Annotated in this window: 17 protein-coding genes; 11 read left to right on the top strand and 6 right to left on the bottom strand. The window is 36.5% G+C overall.

Going from position 1 to position 20,412, the window contains the following annotated elements:
- Positions 1-38 precede the first annotated feature (38 nt).
- Together EDF66_RS14675 and EDF66_RS14670 are read right to left on the bottom strand one after the other, a co-directional pair.
- Complete coding sequence (locus tag EDF66_RS14675; RefSeq protein ID WP_132843520.1) at positions 39-1,556, bottom strand: sulfatase family protein; 1,518 nt, start codon at positions 1,554-1,556, stop codon at positions 39-41.
- Positions 1,556-3,076, bottom strand: coding sequence for a sulfatase (locus EDF66_RS14670; RefSeq protein WP_132843518.1), 1,521 nt, complete (start codon positions 3,074-3,076; stop codon positions 1,556-1,558). The genes EDF66_RS14675 and EDF66_RS14670 overlap by 1 nt, the downstream gene beginning before the upstream one ends.
- A 158-nt stretch (positions 3,077-3,234) precedes the next feature.
- Between EDF66_RS14670 and EDF66_RS14665 the strand changes: the two genes are divergently transcribed.
- The 7 genes from EDF66_RS14665 to EDF66_RS14635 all read left to right on the top strand — a co-directional run bounded on the left by EDF66_RS14665 (position 3,235) and on the right by EDF66_RS14635 (position 9,119).
- A complete protein-coding gene (locus EDF66_RS14665) occupies positions 3,235-4,596 on the top strand; it encodes a WG repeat-containing protein (RefSeq protein WP_132843517.1) in 1,362 nt (453 codons plus the stop codon).
- Between the two features lie 78 nt (positions 4,597-4,674).
- Positions 4,675-5,109, top strand: coding sequence for a hypothetical protein (locus EDF66_RS14660; protein WP_132771595.1), 435 nt, complete (start codon positions 4,675-4,677; stop codon positions 5,107-5,109).
- A gap of 90 nt (positions 5,110-5,199) precedes the next feature.
- Positions 5,200-5,754 (top strand): YeeE/YedE family protein, encoded by a 555-nt coding sequence (locus EDF66_RS14655; protein WP_132843516.1) that lies wholly within the window; start codon positions 5,200-5,202, stop codon positions 5,752-5,754.
- A gap of 6 nt (positions 5,755-5,760) precedes the next feature.
- Positions 5,761-6,174 (top strand): DUF6691 family protein, encoded by a 414-nt coding sequence (locus tag EDF66_RS14650; RefSeq protein ID WP_021192210.1) that lies wholly within the window; start codon positions 5,761-5,763, stop codon positions 6,172-6,174.
- A gap of 10 nt (positions 6,175-6,184) precedes the next feature.
- Positions 6,185-6,808, top strand: coding sequence for a Crp/Fnr family transcriptional regulator (locus tag EDF66_RS14645; protein ID WP_021192211.1), 624 nt, complete (start codon positions 6,185-6,187; stop codon positions 6,806-6,808).
- 83 nt (positions 6,809-6,891) lie between these two features.
- On the top strand, positions 6,892-7,710 hold the full coding sequence (locus EDF66_RS14640) for a sulfite exporter TauE/SafE family protein (protein WP_132843514.1): 819 nt from the start codon (positions 6,892-6,894) through the stop codon (positions 7,708-7,710).
- 11 nt (positions 7,711-7,721) lie between these two features.
- Positions 7,722-9,119 (top strand): MBL fold metallo-hydrolase, encoded by a 1,398-nt coding sequence (locus EDF66_RS14635; RefSeq protein WP_132843513.1) that lies wholly within the window; start codon positions 7,722-7,724, stop codon positions 9,117-9,119.
- A 30-nt stretch (positions 9,120-9,149) separates the two neighbouring features.
- Here EDF66_RS14635 and EDF66_RS14630 read toward each other — a convergent pair whose 3' ends face one another.
- On the bottom strand, positions 9,150-10,010 hold the full coding sequence (locus EDF66_RS14630; protein ID WP_132843512.1) for a hypothetical protein: 861 nt from the start codon (positions 10,008-10,010) through the stop codon (positions 9,150-9,152).
- A 131-nt stretch (positions 10,011-10,141) separates the two neighbouring features.
- Between EDF66_RS14630 and EDF66_RS14625 the strand changes: the two genes are divergently transcribed.
- Positions 10,142-12,013 (top strand): M1 family metallopeptidase, encoded by a 1,872-nt coding sequence (locus EDF66_RS14625; protein ID WP_132843510.1) that lies wholly within the window; start codon positions 10,142-10,144, stop codon positions 12,011-12,013.
- A gap of 46 nt (positions 12,014-12,059) precedes the next feature.
- Here EDF66_RS14625 and EDF66_RS14620 read toward each other — a convergent pair whose 3' ends face one another.
- Both EDF66_RS14620 and EDF66_RS14615 read right to left on the bottom strand, forming a co-directional pair.
- On the bottom strand, positions 12,060-13,481 hold the full coding sequence (locus EDF66_RS14620; RefSeq protein WP_197086419.1) for an RtcB family protein: 1,422 nt from the start codon (positions 13,479-13,481) through the stop codon (positions 12,060-12,062).
- 164 nt (positions 13,482-13,645) lie between these two features.
- Positions 13,646-14,743, bottom strand: a complete 1,098-nt coding sequence (locus tag EDF66_RS14615) for a slipin family protein (protein ID WP_132843509.1) — start codon at positions 14,741-14,743, stop codon at positions 13,646-13,648.
- A 921-nt stretch (positions 14,744-15,664) separates the two neighbouring features.
- Between EDF66_RS14615 and EDF66_RS14610 the strand changes: the two genes are divergently transcribed.
- Together EDF66_RS14610 and hemW are read left to right on the top strand one after the other, a co-directional pair.
- Positions 15,665-16,690: a helix-turn-helix transcriptional regulator gene (locus tag EDF66_RS14610; RefSeq protein ID WP_132771601.1), complete on the top strand. Its 1,026-nt coding sequence runs from the start codon at positions 15,665-15,667 to the stop codon at positions 16,688-16,690.
- A 53-nt stretch (positions 16,691-16,743) separates the two neighbouring features.
- Entirely contained in the window at positions 16,744-17,868 is a 1,125-nt protein-coding gene (gene hemW, locus EDF66_RS14605) for a radical SAM family heme chaperone HemW (protein ID WP_132843508.1), read from the top strand.
- Positions 17,869-17,917: 49 nt separating this feature from the next.
- Here hemW and EDF66_RS14600 read toward each other — a convergent pair whose 3' ends face one another.
- Entirely contained in the window at positions 17,918-19,162 is a 1,245-nt protein-coding gene (locus EDF66_RS14600) for a 3-deoxy-D-manno-octulosonic acid transferase (protein ID WP_132771602.1), read from the bottom strand.
- Between the two features lie 193 nt (positions 19,163-19,355).
- Between EDF66_RS14600 and galE the strand changes: the two genes are divergently transcribed.
- Entirely contained in the window at positions 19,356-20,384 is a 1,029-nt protein-coding gene (gene galE, locus EDF66_RS14595) for a UDP-glucose 4-epimerase GalE (protein ID WP_021187996.1), read from the top strand.
- The last annotated feature ends 28 nt before the right edge of the window (positions 20,385-20,412 follow it).

Raw genomic sequence — 20,412 nt, 5'->3', positions numbered from 1 at the left:
CGTTTTTTTATACCAGCTATCAAATTAATCCCCGTCAATTATTTATTCATTTCCTTTTCAAGAATCGCTTTCAGCTCATTGACTTTTTCAGGATTATTTTTTGCAATGTTGATTTTTTCTCCTTTATCTGTGCGCAGATCATACAATTGATCAACCTCGTCGTTTCCAAGCTCAATATTTACTAGGCTATTTCTTTTTGCGCCCTTACCAGCCTTAATATATTTGTAATTATCCTTTAATACACTCAAAGTACCTGATGCTTTTATTAGATAAGGTCTTCCTACCAGATCTTTACCCATAAAGCTTTTCCAAGTATTTTCACTATCAACAGCCTCCCCTTTAGGATATTTAACATTCAGAAAAGAAGCAAAGCTGCTCAATAAATCAACCTGACAAACTAAAGCATCCGATGTAGTACCCTTTTTAATCATTTTTGGCCAGCTGATTATAAAAGGAACACGCGTCCCCGCTTCAAATGCAGAATATTTCCCACCACTATAAGGTCCAAATGGATTATGTCCATTTAACTGACTAACAGCACCGTCATCATAACCATCATCCAGCACAGGTCCATTATCACTAGAAAAAATAATAATCGTATTCTCGTATACGTTATTATCTTTTAATGTTTTAACCAGTTGTCCAACAGTATAATCCAGTTGCAGTATAGCATCTCCGCGATAACCCAATCCACTTTTACCCTTAAACATTGTCGCAGGCATACGAGGCACATGTGGTTCGGTGGCATTATAAGTAAGGAAAAAAGGCTTTTGATAATGATCTTGTATAAAACGGATCGCTTTATCTGCAAATGTTAACGTTAATTCTTCATCAACCCACTTAGCCTCTTTGCCACCTGACATCCATCCGATTCTACCTATGCCATTCACAATGGTATTATCATGACCATGATTAAGAGAATTTTTCATCTTCAGCAACTCCGGATTTTCTTTACCAGTAGGCTCACTACCTACTTTTTTGTTATAAGAAACCATTATCGGATCTGCCTTATTAACACCAAGTACATGATGATTTTCCAAGAAAACAGTTGGCACACGATCGGCAGTAGCTGGAAAAATAAAGGAATAATCATAGCCAACTTCCAAAGGACCTGGTTTGACACTCCCATTCCAGTCCTTATCCACTTGATTTCCAAGACCTAAATGCCATTTCCCAATCACAGCGGTTTGATACCCCGCATCTTTAAATACTTTGGGTAACGTTATTTTATCCTGAGGAATAATCAATTTAGCATCACCTGGTAAAATACCTGTACCTGTCTGTCTGAATGGATAATTGCCCGTCATTAGAGAATATCGAGACGGCGTACAAGTCGCTGCCGTAGCATGACCATTTGTAAATCTGATTCCTTCCGAAGCCAAAGCATCCAGATTGGGGGTATTTAATTTTGTAGCGCCATAACTTCCTAGGTCGCCATATCCTAGATCATCAACATAGATCAGAACAACATTAGGTTTCTGTTGCTGTCCCTCTACCTGAGTAACAGAGCCAACTAAAGTCAGCAGACTAATAATATAGTGGTTTACCAATTTCATTATAATTTTTTATTAAAGATAGTTAATGCATCATGATCCTCCACTTTCATGATTTCACGTTTTAATTTCTTTTTCAGATCCTTCACAATCTTTGCGGGAGCAGTAGTATAAATATTTTTCATTTCAGATGGATCTTGAGTAAGATCATATAACTCCCAAGAATTGACACGTTTATAAAAACGGATCAGTTTGTAATGTCCATCGCTCACACCAAAATGAGGTGAAACAGCATGTTCTCCATTTTCATAATAATGATAGTACAAATTTTGACGTCCCCGTTTATCTTTTCCAGTGAGCACATCAACAAATGATTGACCTTGCATCTCCTGGGGTTTCTTCACTCCTGCCAACTGCAGCAACGTTGGAGCAATATCAACATTCATAATCTGAGCGTCGGATACCGTCCCTTTGGCAATCATTTCAGGAAATTTAGCAATCATTGGAGTCCTGAAAGACTCCTCATACATAAATCGTTTATCAAACCATCCATGCTCGCCCATATAAAAACCTTGATCCGACAAATAAATAACAATTGTATTCTTCTCCAAGTCATGTTCCTTCAAATAATCCAGCACGCGACCAATATTACGGTCCATAGATTCAGCAGTATTCAAATAATCAATCATATAACGACGATATTTCCATTCTGCCAAAGCTTTTCCAGAAAGTTGCTTCATATCCAGTTGCTCTTTGATAGGCTTATAATAGGCCAAGTATTTGCGCCACTGATCGTCATTCATACGGGAAAAATTGCCTTCCTTCTTCATTGCTGCTACAGAGTTGTACATTTTAAGATCATATCCCATCTGCATATCTTTGTCAATTGACATTTCTTGCCCCCCGGCAGACAATCGTCCCTCATAATCATCATAAAAATTTGCAGGAAGAGGAAATTCCTTTTCATCATTTTTGCCAAAATCTTGCGGATCAGGCATCCAGGTACGATGGGTAGCCTTGTGGCCTATAACAAGACAAAATGGATTACTTTTATCTAAAGAATCCAACCAGTGAGTTGCCTTATCCGTAACAATATCAGACACATAACCATTAACCGTCTCTCTTTGATTATTTGCGTTCACAAAAGTCGGATTAAAATAATGTCCCTGCCCCACCAACACGCTAAAATAATCAAAACCCTGAGGTTCATTACCTAAGTGCTGTTTTCCAATCCAGGCCGTTTTATAACCTACCTTTTGCAAGTCTTTAACAAACAAATCTTGACTATGATCAAAGTTTGATGTTTCATTATCCTTAAAGCCGTTTTTATGACTATATTTTCCCGTTAATAAAGTAGCTCTACTCGGTCCACAGATCGAATTCGTTACATAAGCCTTGTTAAAACGGATACCTGCTGTTGCGATTCTGTCAATATTTGGCGTATGTCCCAAGGTAGAACCATAGGCACCAATTGTCTGGTACGAATGATCGTCCGAAATGATAATAACAATATTTGGCTTTTGTTGAGCAAAAGCGAGCACCTTTGCTACACAGAGAACTATTAATAATGCGGTCTTCTTCATGAATTATAAAAGAATTAGTTTTGGTTGAATTTCAAATATACAGAAACGATTTAAAACAGCAATTTGAAGAAATGCTGTAACGAAAAAATCACAGCAACAAACTTTACCCCTTAAAAGAATTTAGAAAATGCATAATTTCGCAGTTCATAGAAAAAACAATGAAAAGTAAACACTTTCAAACACTTATCCTGCTATTAATTTTTGTTAATTTCTCCAATGCACAGGAGAAAATGTATAAAATTCAATTTGCTCTCCATATGGGCGGAGTTGCAGAGGCAGAATCTGTAGCAGATCTTTATTCCACTCGCGACTTCCTACGAGTAGAAAATAAATTTATGGATAAAACAGTTCAGATATCTGACTTTAACAAACACAAAGCCTATACATTAGATTACGATAATGAAAACTATTATGAGGAGGAGCTGTTATCAGGAAAATTAACTGTCGCTGATACTGAAGACCCCATCTCAACAGCTGATCTACAGGTTGAATTTATAACAGGAGAATCCAAATCAATTGCAGGCTACAACTGTAACAAAGCCATCATCACACTTCCAATTGAAACAGAAGAAGGAAATCCAATTATTGAAGTCTGGTATACGAAAGCTCTCCCTAAAATGTACTGGGGAGAATATGGTTATTTAGAGAAGATCCCCGGCGCGGCATTATCCATATCAGCCTATGAAATGGGAATTCAAGCTTTTAAAGTTACAGCATCAGAAATAAATCCTTCATTATTTGAAATCCCTGCTGATTTTGAACTTATCGAAAAAGCTGAAGAACAATTCACATTTGAACCTACTCAATTAGATGAAAACAGAGTATCCTATTTTGACGAAAACACCGGATACATTGGTATCTCCGATGAGGATGGCAATCAAGTTACACCTGCTAAATATAGCATTATTCACGAATACATTGCAGGATATGCCGTAGCTGTAGATTCTAATAATAGCTATGGTCTATTAAATCTTGAAGGCAAAGAAGTTATCCCATGTCAATATGAACACTTAGCAAGAACGGAAGATGGTCCATTATTATTTTCAAAAAATGACCAATACGGATTTATGGATACGAATGCTCATATCATTATTCCTGCATTATACAGCTATGCCCGTGAATTCGACAATGAACATGCCATCGTAACAACAAAAACTGGATCAGGTGTCATTGACAGGACTGGGAAGATAATCATTCCTACTAAATTTGAACTCATTCACGAATTTCAAAATGGAACAGCTGTCATATCAGAAGAAGAACTATATTACCTAGTTGACCATCAGGAGAAAAAACTTAGTGCAGCTTTCGAATTTATAACAAACGGTGGGGAGAATCTCTGGCTTTGTATGCAGAACGAAAAATATGGATTCATTGATTTAAAAGGCAAACCTGTCACGCCCATTAAATATCAGTACGCAGCTCCGTTCGATTCTGGGTTATCTTTAGTCTCAGAAAATGGAGAAGATTTTTTTTATATCGACCATAAAGGAAAATTCGTCCAAAAGATGGAAACAGAGTAATAATAATAAAATGAGGCAATTACTTGTCTCATTTTTGTTTTAGCTCAGGTTTCTGTTTCTTTGCATTAAAAATATAACATGGAAAAATTGAGCTTTAAGATTGCAACATTACACCGGGGCAGATATATGTTGCTCATGATGCTATTTGTCCTAGCTCTTGTTTACATCGTATCGAGACTGCCTTTATCCGAAGTAGTAAAAATAATGGGCTCCTTATTTTCATTGCCTCTTGTCTTGTATATTGCCGTAAAATGCTCAAGAAAACCAACAGTTTGGACTATTGACAATGAATCTCTAACAATAGAAGATCCCACTTCTCATAAAATCATACCGCTCAATACCATAGACTATGTGCGTAATTTAAGACGATCGGGAGGCAATCTTATCATCATTAAATTAAAAACCGGAGCGCACGTCAGAGCTTGGAGAAATAAGTTATTCGAATCGGAAGATGATCTCAAGAATCTCTGTCAATCACTAAAAGACAGTAAATTAGAATATTACGACATGTAACAAATACATAAAAAGAGAAAGATTGTAACTAAAGTTACAATCTTTCTCTTTTTTCTTCCTTTACTTTGTGTCACATTAGGATTGATTATTATGTATGAAATTATTCAAAAACCATGGCCTTGGTATATATCAGGTCCATTGATTGCCCTTATCATGTTTTTATTACTAAAACAGGGCAAAGATTTTGGGATGTCCAATAATTTAAGAACAATGTGTTCAATAGCAGGGGCAGGTAAAACAAGCTCTTTTTTCCGGTTTGACTGGAAATCACAGATTTGGAATCTATTAGTAGTACTAGGCACTATAATCGGGGGATTTATAGCGCATTTCTATCTAAGTGATGGGAGCACACCTGATATTAACAGCAAAAGTGTCCTTGACCTTCAATCGTTAGGTATTATAGAAAATCTACAAGGATATATGCCCGACCGTCTGTTTCTATTTGATGGCTCACTTTTTCAATTTTTACTCTTAAGCATTGGTGGCTTATTAATCGGTTTTGGGACCCGTTATGCTGGAGGATGCTCGTCAGGACATGCCATCTCCGGATTGAGCAACTTTCAATTGTCCTCATTGATTGCCGTTATCGGTTTTTTTATTGGCGGGATCATCATGGTTCAATTTATATTCCCACTTATTTTCTAAATCCTTATGAAACAGTTAAAATTTATATTAATTGGAATACTCTTTGGTATCATCATGTATAAGTCAGAGGCCGCTTCCTGGTACCGCATATATGAAATGTTCCAATTCAGATCATTTCACATGTATGGAATAATTGGTACAGCTTTAACCACAGCAATTATAATTGTACAAATAATCAAACGTAAGAATATCAAAGATACGAGTGGCCAAGATATTCAATTCATAGATAAAAACAGGAGTATCACACGCTACCTTCTTGGAGGAACAATCTTTGGGTTAGGCTGGGCGCTCACCGGCGCATGTCCCGGACCAATGTTTACACTCCTAGGAGCAGGATATTGGACGATGGGAATTGTACTGGTATTTGCACTCCTGGGAACGTGGTTATATGGCCTTTTAAGAAATAAGTTACCTCATTAAACACTAACAAATGATCACAGTTCAACAAGCATTTTCTGGAATTTTTGAGAAAGAATTGATCGTAGAAATCGAACAAGTTGCCATCGTCAAAAAATTTAAAGCAGGCGAAGTAATCATAGACATTGGTCAGTATATTAAATTTATGCCACTTCTATTAGATGGCGTCATCAAGATTATTCGCGAAGACAAAAAAGAAGGTGAACTGTTATTATACTTTTTAGAAAAAGGAGATACTTGCGCCATGTCTATAGCTTGTTGTGTTGGGGCAAAAAAAAGTGAAATCAGAGCAATTGCTGATACCGATACTATAGTTGCTATGATACCCAATCAATATCTAGATGGCTGGATGGGGCATTATAAATCCTGGAGAAATTTTATTTTGGAGAGCTACTCCAATCGACTCAATGAGATGCTAACAACCGTCGACAACATCGCTTTTTTGCAAATGGACGTTCGGATCATGAACTACTTAAAAGAAAAAGCAACAATCATTCAATCACAAGACATTGACATCACACACCAAGTAATTGCCAATGACCTCAATACATCTCGTGTAGTGGTATCGCGCATATTAAAATCATTAGAAAACCAAGGGAGGATTCTATTGCAAAGGAATAATATCCGGCTACTTTAATGAATAAAATAAAACACTCAAAGGTAACTTATGTTACCTTTTATGATTTAATAAGGCCATACCTTTGAAAAAAAAGGAATAATATGATGGAATTATCACTCATTCTCGGATACACATTAGCAATAGCTGTAGGTCTCACAATGGGTATTATGGGCAGTGGCGGCAGTATTTTAACACTACCTATATTTGTTTACTTATTTCATATAGAGCCCATCCAGGCACTTGACTATTCTTTATTTACCATTAGCATAATATCACTAATAGGCTCCATTGGACACGTGTTCAAAAAAGAAATTGATTTTAAAACAACAACATTATTTATTCTTCCATCGCTGCTAGCGGTGTACATTACGAAGCAATATATACTTCCAAATATTCCCAATAGTATCCCTATCAATCAGAGTACTATCGCGAAAGATCAGATTATTATGAGTTTCTTTTCAGTACTGATTTTAGTCTCGGCATTTGTAATGCTTAAAAGAAATAATAATAATAATAATAATAATTCTGGAAGAGTACGCAATACTATAGCTCATTTAATAACCATCGGATTTATCACTGGATTATTAACTGGATTGGTGGGGGCCGGAGGAGGATTTATCATCGTACCCGCACTCGTATTATTAATGAAAATTAACATTAAACAAGCCACGGCGGCATCCCTATTCATTATTACCATTAACGCCACATTCGGTCTACTCAGCAATTTCAGACACTTAGATCAAATCAATTGGGCAATATTAATTATCTTTACAGGAATCACACTGATTGGATTGATGATTGGATTCCAATTGAAAACGAAATTAAAGCCAGAAAATTTAAAAGTAGTATTTGGATACTTTCTTGGAGCAATAGGCATTGCCATAGCAGGTACCGAAATCAGTCAGTTTATAAATTTATAAAGAAATAAATTATGTTTTTCCAACACATTTTCGAATCATCATTAGCACATGCAAGTTACCTTATTGGCTGTCAAGCCAAAGGCGTAGCAATTGTGATAGATCCTAAAAGAGATGTAGACACATACCTATCAATTGCAGAAAAAAACAATTTAAAAATAACTCATATCGCAGAAACCCACATTCATGCCGACTATCTTTCGGGATCATTAGAATTAGCATCGCTAACAGGAGCTCAACTCTATCTATCTGATGAAGGAGGGCCAGAGTGGCAGTATGATTTTGATCATATCGGGTTAAAGCATCAAGATGAAATAAAATTAGGGAATCTTATTTTCAAAGTACTACATACACCAGGACATACGCCTGAAAGTATCAGTTTCCTATTAACCGATACTCCTGCAACAAGCGAACCCGTCATGTTACTTACAGGAGATTTTGTCTTCGTTGGCGATGTGGGTCGTCCAGATCTATTAGAAAATGCGGCAGGACTTGTTGGCACAAAAGAAATTGGAGCACATCAAATGTTCGAATCCTTGAAAATATTTGCCAACCTTCCCGAATTCGTCCAAGTATGGCCTGCACATGGAGCAGGATCAGCGTGTGGAAAAGCTTTAGGCGCAGTCCCAAGTACAACTGTCGGATATGAAAAAGTAAGAAACTGGGCATTACAATTTGGAAATAATGAAGTGGGATTTGTAGAAGAACTGTTAAGTGGGCAGCCAGAACCACCAAAATATTTTGCAATGATGAAAAAACTCAACAAAATCAAGCGTCCATTATTAACATCCGTACCCAATTACAAAGAATTAGAGACGAATGAATTTGTATCGCATTATCAAAATAATGTAACAGTTATTGATACACGCCATAAAATAGAGTTTGCAAAAGGATTTATCCCAAATAGCATTAACATTCAAAATAACAAAGCATTCAGCAATTGGGCTGGCTGGATATTAGATTATAATAACCCTTTTATACTCATTGTTTCAAAAGACCAATTAGAAGACGTTACACGAAAACTAATGCGCATAGGTATTGATCAGGCGATTGGTTTTATCACTCCCGAAACAATAACGACACTTGGCTTACCTCTTGAAAAGCAGAAAATTATTGATTTCGAAGAAATGAATAATGCTTTAAATAATCCTAATGCACAAATTCTAGATGTTCGCAATGAGAATGAATTTAAAACTGCACATCTTCCAAATTCAACACATTTATTCGTGGGAACTTTAACCGAAAATCTTCATAAAATTGACACCAACAAAGAACTTTATTTACACTGTCAGTCAGGAGATCGTGCTACTATAGCCACTTCACTCCTTTATAGAGCAGGGATAAAAAAGATTAAAAATTATAGTGGTTCCATGAAAGATTGGAAAGAAAAGAATGGCCAGCTTATTAAATAGAAAAAGCGGATTAATCCGCTTTTTCTATTTTTAAAGACTACGTTCAGGGATCTTGAAGTATGTAAGGACATTCGTCTTATTATCAACAATATCGCCCTTTTTATTTGTGCCCAATTTATGATTAACCACTGAAATATATTGATAATTATCAGCGTCAGATTCATAAATCGTGACAGTTGCAAACGTAGTACCCAAATCATCACTTTGAAGATACGTTTGTAGGCTTGTAAAATCTTTTTTTTGCAAATTCTGTTCGAGTATCTGCTTATTTTGGATATAAGCAATTTGTTTTTCCAGATCCCTTTTTCTCATCCATTCATTACCCCTCTCAGAAAAAGGTTCAGTTGTCTTACCCGAAAAGGCTAATACCATAGGATAGATAATAATGGTAGCCGCCTCAATACCCCATAAAATCCATAAAGGCCAGCCACTCACAACATTTTTCTGTAGAGAAAAAGTTCCAACTGCATTTAATTCTTGAATCCCGCTAAAGGTATCCGTTGGGTGAAATAGAAAGTATAAAAAACCATCCAAATTAAAGGAAGACTTCACCCATATATCACCTCCCATTGTACCTTCCGCATTAAACATCAAAGAAACAAATAAGCACCATTGCGCATAACAGGCAATCAAGGTACAGATCAAATTAAGCAAAAGTGCAATCATCCTGTTCCTAACTTTTCCTATCTTTAGAAGAACATCAATGACATAAAATAAACCATATGCTAATCCAAATGTGATTAAAAAATTGAAATATACAAGTGGTATAAACCATTGCAAAGCAATATAAACAATAGCTAAAATAACAGAAGCACATAATCCAGCAACAATAGTAAATAGGACTCCCCCAATCGGAGCTTTTCCTGAAGATTTATAATAGGTTTCCTCCATATAAATTTGATTAGATATATATCTAAAATAACAATTGAAAGATGTAAAAACAACCCTTTATCAAACAAATATTACAAAACAGCACTTCTTTAAGTTCCACAAATTCCTAATCATTTTTGTAAATTTGGACCATGAATTTGAAATACCTCTACACATTAATCGTAGGATTGTTCGTCTTTCAGACAGCAACAGCACAACGAAAAGGCTATTGGCAACAGACCGTAGATTATAAAATGAACATTGATGTGAATGAGAAGACATATCAATATGACGGAAATATGCAATTGAAATACAGTAATAATTCAGGACAATCACTCAAAAAAGTGTATTTCCACTTGTATTTCAACGCCTTTCAACCAGGATCAATGATGGACAACAGACTGGCAAACATTGCCGATCCAGACAAAAGAATGACCACCAATCTTGGAACAAAAGATAAACCCAAATACCAGAGCCGTATTGCTACATTAACAGCAAAACAAATTGGTTATCAAAAAATAAAATCATTAACGATGAATGGTAACAACACCAATTTCAAAGTTGATGGTACCATTTTAGAAGTGACCCTTCCTAATGAAATTGAAGACGGCGAAACCGCAACATTTGAGATGAACTGGGAAGCCCAAGTCCCTGAACAAATCAGAAGATCGGGACGCAATTCTAAAGAAGGAGTCGCCTTATCCATGGCGCAATGGTATCCTAAAATGGCACATTTTGATGAATTTGGATGGCACTTAGATGAGTATATTGGACGCGAATTTATCGCCCCATTTGGAGACTTTGATATCACCATCAATATCAACAAAAATTATATTCTAGGCGCATCCGGTGTTTTACAAAACCCTACAGAAGTAAAAGGCTATGTTGGAAAACCAAGGATTAAAGCAAAAGATAATAAAGTCCAATGGCACTATGTTGCTAAAAACATCCATGACTTTGTTTGGGCTGCAGATCCAAAATTTGTTGTTGACTCCGCGAAGAGCAACCAAGGAGTACATGTTTATACAGTATATATTCCAGAAAGCGATTCTGTCAAAACAAATTGGAAAACAGCACTTGGATTAGCAACAGAGTTTTTTGATTTCAATTCTAAGACATTTGGAGCTTACCCTTGGCCAAATTATACCATTATCCAAGGAGGAGATGGAGGAATGGAATATGGAACTGCAACGTTGGTTACAGGTGGCCGTAATTTAAAAAGCCTAGTTGGTGTCATCTTCCACGAAGCAGCCCACTCGTGGTACCAGCACTTATTTGGCATTAATGAAACCGTAGACGAATGGTTTGACGAAGGTTTCACTTCTTATGTAGAAGAACTTGCCATGCAAAATCTATTTGAAAAACGTGGAGCCATTGAAGCTAACCCATCAATAGAAGCTTATCGTGCATATTACAAACTAGCTTTATCAGGAAAAGAAGAACCTGCAAGCCTACTTGCCGATTATTACAACACCAACTATGCATACAGTAATGAAGCTTACAACAAAGGCCAGGTACTAGCAGTACAGTTGGGTTATATTATCGGTAAAGATAACTTGGACAAAACATTTTTAGAATTCTATAAACAATGGAAATTCAAACATCCAACACCGAATGATTTTAAAAGAATTGCAGAAAATATATCAGGAATCAATCTGAAATGGTACTTCAACCTCTTTATAAACACGACTCGTAAGATTGATTATGCAATCAAAACGGTTACCGATAAAGAAATTATCTTACAGAACAAATCCGACTTTGCAATGCCTATTGATCTATTAGTAACCTATGAAGATGGCACAAAAGAACTTTTCTATATCCCATTACGTGAAATGAGAGGCGAAAAGCCATCGGAAAACTTCAAGATATACGAAGGTATTAAAAGAACAACATTGGAAGACTGGAACTGGACACAGCCATCCTATGAGATCAATTTAACAAAAAAACCAGCAAAAGTAATCATTGATCCATCGCTACGCTTAGCAGATATTGAATCCAACGACAATATCTGGGAAAAGAAATAACATAAAAATAAGAGGCCAGTTAATAAACTGGCCTCTTATTTTTATGTTAATCTTCCCGACTTCCATCATCAGCCATGCGTACAATCTTCGGAGAGAAACTCGCGATAATATCTACCAGATCTTCTTGCGCAGCCATCACCTCGTGAATATTTTTATAAGCCATTGGTGCTTCATCCAATCCGGCACCGATTAAAGTGATACCATTATCCGACAACATGGATTTTAGATCTTTACGGGCTATGGTTTTTATAGCTTTCGTACGGCTCATCAAACGTCCAGCACCATGAGAAGCTGAATGAATTGCCTCTTCTTTTCCTTTCCCTCGTACTAAGAAACCTGGAGTTGCCATCGATCCAGGAATAATGCCCAGCACCCCTTTCGCGGCAGGAGTTGCTCCCTTCCGATGCACAATCACCTCCTCGCCTTGGTGTAACTCCTTCCATGCAAAATTATGATGATTTTCGATCATCGCCAATCGCTCTGCACCTAATGCCCTACCGATTTTCTCATGTATTACCTCGTGGCAAGCCGAAGCATAATCACCAGCAAGATTCATCGCTAACCAATACTCTTGCCCTTCCGCAGTATCTAAACTCATATAAGCCAAATTCTGAGCTTCATAAGGTAAAGAACAAAGCTTTTTAGCCAATTTAGTATAATGATCGGCAATAGTTGCGCCCAATCCCCTAGATCCCGAGTGCGTCAATAAAGCCACATATCGACCTTTCTCAATACCAAGTGTACGATCTGTTTCTTTAAACTCCATGACCCCAAATTCAACAAAGTGATTTCCCCCACCAGAAGAGCCTAACTGCGTCCAAGCCTTATCCTTTAATTGACGAATAAAATCATTCGCTTCAAAAGCTTTATTCGCTAATACAGCGTGGTCAACACGTTCATGTTTTAAATAACCATGTCCAGCACCAAATTTGGTATTATCCATAATCACTTTCTTATATAAATCATGATGCAGATAAAGATGCTCTTCGGGTACATCAAAAATTGACAATGCCATTCGACAACCGATATCAACACCCACACCATAAGGAATGACAGCATGATGAGTAGCCAATACCCCACCAATTGGCAAACCATATCCTTGATGCGCATCGGGCATTAATGCTCCTGCAACTGCAACAGGAAGCTTCATCGCTAGATCCATCTGGCGCAATGCCCCCTCTTCAATCTGTGACTCACCATAAATAGTGTATTGTTGTTTCCCCTCCTTTAAAGAAATCGTAGCTTTAGCTACTTCATCAACATTTAAAAGTGCTGACGCTAGCGACTTGAATAGCCCATCCTCCAAATAGCTATCCGGAGTGGCCAATACTTCTGCAAACTTCAACAACATCTCTTCACGGGTAAACCCTAATCTCTTTTTATTAATTTTCAATGCTTCACCTAAAGCAAAATTCTCTTCATAGCCTAAAGCAATTAAGTCATTGCCATTTATTCTTTTATTTTCCATCATGATATTACTCAAATCCATTGTACTGAAACCATTGCTTACAGATTGACAATCTTTCACATCGGTTATTCATTTCTCTTAAGCAAGGAACAGCACCTCTTTACCGCTGTCCCCTGCGCCTCTTTATTTATACCTCCGTTTTACGCTAAAATAAAACGATAACTCTATGATTTTACAAACAGCTGCTTCAGCTGATCCACAATCTGACCATTACCCGAAACCGAAATATTGTTTATTTTTTCTGCAATCTTCTCCACATATTCCATCTCTTTCAATTTAAACAACATCGCGTTATCTTCCATTAATTTCGCTGTATTCAACAAGCTTCTTGTAGAAGCAGTTTCTTCACGCCGCGTGATGATATTGGCTTGAGCTTTTTTTTCCGCGACCAGTACCTGATTCATTATCTCTCGGATATCGCCTGGCAAGATGATATCTTTAACACCGGCATGAAATACCTGGACACCCAGCAATTCAACCTGTGAAGCAGTCTCCTCTAGCACATGTGCGTTGATTGCAGATTTATTGTCCATCAGTTCATCCAAAGTCATTCGACCTATATAAGAACGTAATGCCAATTGCATCAACATATACAACTGCTTCTCAAAATCTTTGTTTTCAAGCATTGCTTTCAGTACATCCACAACTTGGTACTGTATCGAAAAATTAATCCGAATCTGCGCCTTGTCTTTAGTCAAAATCTCTTGACCAGCAATATCCATAGTCGTCAATCGTATATCTACTTTTGAAATACTGATGGATGTCGCATTTTTCCACCAGTAATATGTACCCGCTTCCAATATCTTTGAAAATGCTCCATTAAGAAATAGTAAACCTTTTTCCGAAGGCTCCAACTTAAACTGCCGTACGTAGTAAGCCAACGTCTGCTTCTCCAACAGTTGCATATGTACTGTCGTTCCTATTTCTATATCAGTAATATCCTCCTTTTGAAAATGATAGGTTAATAAACCCTTCCAGAAAACATGCCTGCCCGCTGCTAGTACCTGCTTATAGTTGTTGTTAACAAAAACCAGACAGATCTCATTATCGGAAACTTCCACCAATTCCACATACACCGAAAAACCTGCAAGCTGCATCAATACATCAACATCCAAGCTACCTGGAAAAGGCTTCGACAAATCATATAATTCCAGTTTTTCACCAAAACCTAGCCAGTATTTTCCAGCAGGCACTACGCGGATATAACGATTTTTTTTAACAACTAATCCCAATTGATTGATATCTATACTTACTCTTTTCATTTCTAATTTTATTTTTTATTATACTCTTCCCCAACACAAAACACTGTGTTTTATCAGAATATATTATTGTTCTAACATTTTCTCGCGATCAAAAAGATCATCCTATTATTTATAAACGCTTCGATTCCTGTTTATTGAATATGACCGGAATATAAAAGTGGGCTAAAAGAAAAATAAAATGATGACAGCTTATCCCTAAATAAAATACAGCCCATTCCTGTATTACTTTTAAGTATTCCACTATCCTCAACCCTATCGTTGCCTTTAGAACCTATTTTATACTACAAAGACCCCATTCAATTGTCTGCCCTTTTCACAAAAAGAGAAAACCAAACGAGAGACGAAGCGCTTATTAAGTGGAAACTTTTTTAAAGAAAGTTTAAACTTGAACATGGAACTTTCGCTCCTCCAACCGATGGACACACTTTTGAGATGTGCGTGGGATTCGAACCCACCTTTTTGTTGTACTCTACCCCCTGAGTTACTCCGTTCGAGACGGAGGTAGGATTCGAACCTACGACCCCAACATGAGACAATAGTAGTTTTTTAAGTCAGCATATTATTTTCAACTAAAATAATACTACCCTGCTATACAGAAACAGGAGACGAGGACTTTAAAATAATCCACTATGTCATACACCTTTTCAGGTATATATCTTAAAAGCTATTCGCTTAATTTCTCAAAGAACTATTTGTCTTGATCGACATTACAAATGTGCACACCTAATCACGCAACCTTACTGCGTAGCAAAAAACATTTTTAAAAAACAATACAAAAAAATACATATATAACTGAAAATCAAACTTATAAATTTGAATATATGTAAAAAAAATCTTAACAAAAAACTTCATGCGCAAATACATTGCGCAGTAAAGATGAATTTTGTACATTTAACTTTGTAAAATTTCATCAAAAAGAAAATGTCCACCAATAAACTTGCATTAATACGCTACAAAACCATAGACAGTTGTCTATGTCAACGTCATCGCAAATGGACGTTAGAAGATCTCATTGAAAAAGTATCCAATGCCCTTTACGAACTGGAAGGTATCCATAATGGGATAAGTAAAAGAACGATTCAAGGAGACATACAGCTTATGCGTAGCAATAAGTTAGGATATAATGCTCCAATCATTGTGACAGATCGGAAATTTTACAGCTATAGTGATCCAAAATATAGCATCAGTAATTCACCCATCACCTCCTTAGATATGAAGAAGATGAAAGAAGCCGTGGATTTACTCAAGCATCTTAATGGATTTTCTTATTTTGACGAGATGAGTGATATGATCTTACGTTTAGAAAATACACTCATTAAATCCGTAGGAATTCAAAAACCTGTCGTGCAAATGGAAAGTAATAAACTACTGAAAGGTTTGAACTGGATCAGTACCTTACATCATGCCATCCTCGAAGAAATACCTTTACTTATCACCTACAAATCATTTAAGTCGCTTGCACCAACGCAAGATGTTTATTACCCATACCTTTTAAAAGAATACCGAAATAGGTGGTTTTTAATCTGTAAACCAAAAAAAGGAAAATTATTACTCAACCTTGCCCTTGATCGTATTGTAGATATTGATGAAATGGCAAAAAATGGTTTCATAGCCTATGATGGAATTGATTTCGATCGTTACTTTGCCGATACAATCGGCGTAACAAAAAGCCACAAAGACCGAGGCCAAAAAGTAATTTTAAAAATTGACAGTTTCAATGCTCCTTATGTAGAGACCAAACCATTACACAGCTCTCAACAGATCATCGATAAAAATAATGATGGTAGTATCATGATTCGTCTTGATGTCGTTTTAAACTTTGAACTGGAACGAGAAATATTGGGCTTTGGCGAGAATATAGAGGTTATTGCTCCCCGTAATCTACGCGATCGGATCAAAAGAAGAGTTCATAAAAACATGCAACAGTATACCAAAGAAATAGAATAAATCCATTTAAATATGGATTTTCCTTTACCTTTGCCTTCATATAAAACGTACCCATGATCTACTTTCACATTCCATTCTGTAAGCAAGCCTGTCATTACTGTGACTTTCACTTCAGCACGTCACTGAAATATAAAGACGAAATGCTCAGCATGCTATACAAGGAAGTGGAACTTAGAGCTGATTATCTGGAAGACAAAAATATTCAGTCCATTTACTTTGGCGGTGGCACCCCCTCTATACTAGAAGCGGAAGATATCTCCAGACTGATTGACAAAGTATCGCAGCATTTCGAAATTGACACCAATGTTGAAATTACCTTAGAAGCTAATCCCGACGATCTTAAGCGAGAAAAAGTAGCGAAACTGCGGCAAACAGAAATCAATCGTTTTAGTATCGGCATTCAATCCTTTTTTGAAGAAGATCTAAGATGGATGAACCGGGCACACAATCAAGAAGAAGCTGAATCCTGTATTATGCGGGTTCAAGATGCCGGATTCGAAAATATCACCTGCGACCTGATCTATGGCTTTCCATTATTAACCGATGAAAAGTGGAAAATGAATATGCAAAAGCTACTGGATTTTCAGATTCCGCATATCTCATCCTACTCGATGACTGTAGAAAAGAAAACAGCGCTCGATCATATGATCAAAACAGGAAAAGCTGCCGCAATAGATAGCGATCAAGCAGCGGATCAAATGTTGATGCTGATTGATCGATTAACAACTGCAGGATTTGAACAATATGAAATTTCTAATTTTGCTAAAAATGGGATGTATGCAAAGCATAATACGAACTATTGGAAAGGAAAGCATTATTTAGGTATAGGTCCATCTGCACATTCATTTAATGGTACATCACGTTCATGGAATATCGCGAATAATGCCAAATATATACACGATATCGACCAAGGAGTACTTCCTTTGGAAACTGAAGAATTATCAGCCTTAGACCGTATCAATGAATATACGATGACCTCACTAAGGACGATGTGGGGTATTAATCTTACAATAGTGGAAGATAAATTCGGATCAGAGGTTAAAAAACAATTATTGAACAATGCTGAAGAGTTCATCTACAACAAGCAGTTAACTCAAGTTGAAAATCAGCTGACCCTTACAGATACAGGAAAACTCATGGCCGATCACATTATGTCAGAACTGTTTATTGTAGATTAAATGATCAAACTTTTATGATCAAAGTTCGATCATATTTCTCATAAACACCTTACTTCAATAATTTAGAAGAATAAAGATATTTCATAATAATTGCAGTAGCACCAGCATGCTGCTGCACAAAACATTTTGCTTGTTTCCCGGAATATTCTCTTTTTACACTATCCTGCAGACATGTAAACACTTTATACAATTCTTCCCGATTTTGAATTGAAAACCCAGCGCCTTGCTCAATCAGATCTTTAGCCTCTTGAAATTTATGATATTTAGGACCAAATATAACGGGAATACCATAAGTAGCAGCCTCTAATGTATTATGAATACCAATTCCAAAGCCTCCGCCGATATAACTCATCTTTCCATAACCATATAGCGACGACAGCATGCCAATATTATCAATAATCAGCACTTGAGCATGTGCTACTCTTTCATCAGCATACGAAACATATTTAGAGAATTGTAAAGCATCAGGAAATAACGCTAAAATTGCCCTTATATGAGTATCATGAATTTCATGTGGAGCCAATATCAGCTTCCACTTCGGAAATTTCAACATTAAATCTTTTAATAACTGCTCATCTTCTTGCCAAGTACTACCCGCAACCAAAACTGGATATTCTGCGACAAATTGCGTAACCTCATCGATCTGTTTTCTCTGCTTAGGCAATTCAACCACACGATCAAATCGCGTATCCCCTGTTAACCCAACATTTCTAAATCCATGCTCTTTCAATAAATGAACACTTTCTTCATTCTGCATGAAAAAATAAGTCACAGCACTCAATATCTCTCGAAAAAAACCGCCATAAGGCTGGAAGAAAATTTGATCAGGCCTGAAAATGGCAGAAATCATCAATAATGATATCTGTCTATTTTTCAGCTCAGAAAAATAATGATACCAATACTCATATTTTGTAAAAACTACAAACTCAGGATTAATTAAATCAATAAACAGTTTTGCATTTTTTGCTGTATCCTCAGGTAAATAAAAAACGTAATCTGCTAAATTTGTATTTTTACGAACTTCATATCCCGAGGGAGAATAAAAAGTAATAACAATTTTTTTTAAGGGGAAATCTTTTTTTATCCCTTCCAAAACAGCCCTTCCCTGCTCAAATTCACCCAAAGAAGCAAAATGAAACCAGATGTGATTTTGACCCGTTTCAACCGTTTGATTCATGCGTGCATACCAGTCCCTACGCCCCTCTACCCAAAGCTTTGCTTTCGGATGAAAAGGCGCTATTAAGCGTAATAAAAGCCCATAAAGATGGATTCCTAAAGAATAAAGAAGACGCATGTTCGTAAAATAATACTTATATTCGTCAAAGATATTAAACCCTTTTCTAATTGTTGGAAATAAGTAGAAAATAAGGCTGGGAAACGAATTTTAATAACCGAAGCGATAAGATTAAAAAAACGATGACATATTATCGATAGGTATCAACTGAGCATTTAGATCACAAAGACTTTACATATTATAACTATAAACAATGAGCAAAATACTTGTAACAGGCGGAACAGGATATATTGGTTCGCATACAGTTGTTGAATTACATAATGCAGGCTATACACCGGTTATCGTTGACAACTTATCTAATTCTAGCATCAAAATGTTAGATCAAATTGAAAAAATCATCGGTATAAAGCCTGAGTTTCATCAGTTTGATCTATGTGATGACACCAAAGTTTTAGAATTTGTTAAAAACAATCCAGATATCAACGGTATCATTCATTTTGCAGCATCTAAAGCAGTAGGTGAGTCCGTTCAGAATCCATTAAAATATTATCACAACAACTTCTTCTCCCTAATCAATCTTTTAGAAGCTTATCGTGAAAAGCCGATAAACTTTGTCTTCTCTTCCAGTTGTACAGTTTATGGAGAACCTGATTACTTACCTGTTGACGAAGCTGCCCCAGTAAAAAAAGCAACTTCTCCATATGGTAACACCAAACAGATTGCAGAAGAAATATTAGAAGAAACTGCAAATGCATATGACAATTTTAATATTATTGCATTACGTTATTTCAATCCTGTAGGAGCACATGAGTCAGCATTAATTGGCGAATTACCATTAGGAGTTCCTCAAAATCTTCTTCCATTCATTACCCAAACAGCTATAGGAAAACGCGATAAATTGACTGTTTTTGGAAATGACTTCGATACAAAGGACGGTTTCTGTGTACGTGACTTTATCCATGTTGTAGATTTAGCAAAAGCACACGTTGCAGCAATCAAATTATTGGAAAAAGGAAATCCTAAAGGAAAGTACGATGTATTTAATGTAGGAACAGGAAATGGATATTCTGTTTTAGAAGCTATAAAAGCTTTTGAAGAAGCTTCAGGCCAAAAACTAAACTATGTCGTAGGACCACGTCGTGAAGGCGATATCGTCAAGGTATATGGCGATGTCACAAAATCAACCAATGAGTTAAATTGGAAAGCACAATTAGGCATCTTCGAAATGATGGATAGCGCTTGGAAGTGGGAGAAATACCTGCAGGAAAATCCAATCGATTAAAAAAATAAAAGGAGTTAACGTTTAGTGT

Source organism: Sphingobacterium sp. JUb20 (assembly GCF_004342035.1).
Classification (GTDB): Bacteria; Bacteroidota; Bacteroidia; order Sphingobacteriales; family Sphingobacteriaceae; genus Sphingobacterium; species Sphingobacterium anhuiense.
The sequence above is the reverse complement of the archived record's forward strand: the minus strand, read 5'-3'. Positions and strand labels throughout refer to the sequence as shown.

What these genes read in the sequence shown, in the direction of transcription:
- EDF66_RS14600 (WP_132771602.1), bottom strand. Translation starts at nt 19,162, where the DNA reads ATGCGTCTTCTTTATTCTTTAGGAATCCATCTTTATGGGCTTTTATTA.
- EDF66_RS14655 (WP_132843516.1), top strand. Translation starts at nt 5,200, where the DNA reads ATGTATGAAATTATTCAAAAACCATGGCCTTGGTATATATCAGGTCCA.
- EDF66_RS14670 (WP_132843518.1), bottom strand. Translation starts at nt 3,076, where the DNA reads ATGAAGAAGACCGCATTATTAATAGTTCTCTGTGTAGCAAAGGTGCTC.
- EDF66_RS14675 (WP_132843520.1), bottom strand. Translation starts at nt 1,556, where the DNA reads ATGAAATTGGTAAACCACTATATTATTAGTCTGCTGACTTTAGTTGGC.
- EDF66_RS14660 (WP_132771595.1), top strand. Translation starts at nt 4,675, where the DNA reads ATGGAAAAATTGAGCTTTAAGATTGCAACATTACACCGGGGCAGATAT.
- EDF66_RS14620 (WP_197086419.1), bottom strand. Translation starts at nt 13,481, where the DNA reads ATGGAAAATAAAAGAATAAATGGCAATGACTTAATTGCTTTAGGCTAT.
- EDF66_RS14645 (WP_021192211.1), top strand. Translation starts at nt 6,185, where the DNA reads ATGATCACAGTTCAACAAGCATTTTCTGGAATTTTTGAGAAAGAATTG.
- hemW (WP_132843508.1), top strand. Translation starts at nt 16,744, where the DNA reads ATGATCTACTTTCACATTCCATTCTGTAAGCAAGCCTGTCATTACTGT.
- EDF66_RS14650 (WP_021192210.1), top strand. Translation starts at nt 5,761, where the DNA reads ATGAAACAGTTAAAATTTATATTAATTGGAATACTCTTTGGTATCATC.
- EDF66_RS14635 (WP_132843513.1), top strand. Translation starts at nt 7,722, where the DNA reads ATGTTTTTCCAACACATTTTCGAATCATCATTAGCACATGCAAGTTAC.
- galE (WP_021187996.1), top strand. Translation starts at nt 19,356, where the DNA reads ATGAGCAAAATACTTGTAACAGGCGGAACAGGATATATTGGTTCGCAT.
- EDF66_RS14615 (WP_132843509.1), bottom strand. Translation starts at nt 14,743, where the DNA reads ATGAAAAGAGTAAGTATAGATATCAATCAATTGGGATTAGTTGTTAAA.
- EDF66_RS14665 (WP_132843517.1), top strand. Translation starts at nt 3,235, where the DNA reads ATGAAAAGTAAACACTTTCAAACACTTATCCTGCTATTAATTTTTGTT.
- EDF66_RS14625 (WP_132843510.1), top strand. Translation starts at nt 10,142, where the DNA reads ATGAATTTGAAATACCTCTACACATTAATCGTAGGATTGTTCGTCTTT.
- EDF66_RS14640 (WP_132843514.1), top strand. Translation starts at nt 6,892, where the DNA reads ATGATGGAATTATCACTCATTCTCGGATACACATTAGCAATAGCTGTA.
- EDF66_RS14630 (WP_132843512.1), bottom strand. Translation starts at nt 10,010, where the DNA reads ATGGAGGAAACCTATTATAAATCTTCAGGAAAAGCTCCGATTGGGGGA.
- EDF66_RS14610 (WP_132771601.1), top strand. Translation starts at nt 15,665, where the DNA reads ATGTCCACCAATAAACTTGCATTAATACGCTACAAAACCATAGACAGT.